This is a genomic window from Cecembia lonarensis LW9 (assembly GCF_000298295.1).
Taxonomy (GTDB): Bacteria; Bacteroidota; Bacteroidia; order Cytophagales; family Cyclobacteriaceae; genus Cecembia; species Cecembia lonarensis.
The window spans coordinates 1-1,204 of sequence record NZ_AMGM01000200.1 but is presented as its reverse complement, the minus strand read 5'-3'; the positions used below and the strand labels follow the sequence as shown (position 1 = coordinate 1,204).

The 1,204-nt window shown below is 52.8% G+C and carries 2 protein-coding genes; both read left to right on the top strand.

The window, feature by feature from the left end:
- Positions 1–144 precede the first annotated feature (144 nt).
- Positions 145–783, top strand: a complete 639-nt coding sequence (locus B879_RS23775; RefSeq protein WP_009187198.1) for a hypothetical protein — start codon at positions 145–147, stop codon at positions 781–783.
- 22 nt (positions 784–805) lie between these two features.
- The coding region (locus tag B879_RS23770) for a hypothetical protein (RefSeq protein ID WP_238542191.1) at positions 806–1,204 on the top strand (399 nt) is incomplete at its 3' end.

Sequence of the window (1,204 nt, the reverse complement as noted above, 5' to 3'; positions counted from 1 at the left end):
TCCTTAAGGCGATCACTGCATCGTTGCTGATGGAACAGGTCCTCGCACCGAACTTCACGTTACAAAACCAAACGCGGCAACGACGATGCACCAAAGCCTGGCGAACTGAAAATCAAGGGATTCAAAGAACCATCAACACCTCGAGTGAAGCAGATCATCAAGACAGATTTGAATGATCTGAAGGCAACGATTCTGCAAGACGATACGTTCGCCAAGGCTGCAGCAGGTAGCCTCGATCCGGAAACGACCAACAAGGTACTCATCCCGAAGATCATCCGGGAGAAATACCCGGATTTGTCGGATGCCCAAGTAGAAGAGGTTCGTCAGCAGGTTGTGGTCGACTCCGTCATCAAAAACGGTGAGGTTCGCGAAGTCGGAGACAAACGCTTCATCAAGATGGCTGAAAAGTTCGTCAACATAGACGACATCGACATCAATCTCATCGACTCGGTCAACCCGTTCCAGCGGGCCTTCGAAGTGATGAGCAAATCAGTCACGCCCAACGTGCTCCGAATCATTTCGGACACGATCACCGCGACCCGGGTAGAAATATCGGAGCAAGAAGCACTGCTGCTGTGGCCCAAGATTACAAGGCGTGGGTCAAGGTTAACGGCCGTAAGCCGGATGTGCGCAGCGAAGGATCCAAACGAAAAAGGTACGCTGAAACGCTGTTGTTCCTGCAACGGAAGAAACAGCAACTTTTGGCACACCAGCGGGCAACACAGATGGTCGACGAGGCATGAGCGAACTAGGCAACGAGAACCCAGTAACAGGTACAGCTGAGCCCGTCTTAGACATTCAATCGTTGATTGACTCAGATCTCGATGGACTTCTTGATACACCTGAGAAGCCTAGGAAGATCACTGCCCAGGGCCGTTTAGAGCGCGCTTTTCTGGAGATCGTTGAGTTCAACAAGGCTCAGGGGCGTCTGCCAAGCTCGAGCACACGAGACATCGCTGAACGAAAGCTCGGTGCACGGCTTGAAGGAATTCTGGCCAGCGAAGAAAAAATCGCTGTGCTAAAGCCCTTGGACGATCTCGGGTTGCTCGAATTCCCCGAAGCGCCGGAGTCATTGGACGATCTGCTCAATGGTGGCGGACTCGACTTGCTGGACGATGATCTTGGGCTTCTCGACGTTTCTGCTTTGCCCCAGCGGCGGACTGCCGACACTCCGGACTCAGTTGCTAAACGCAAGAAAGCCGTA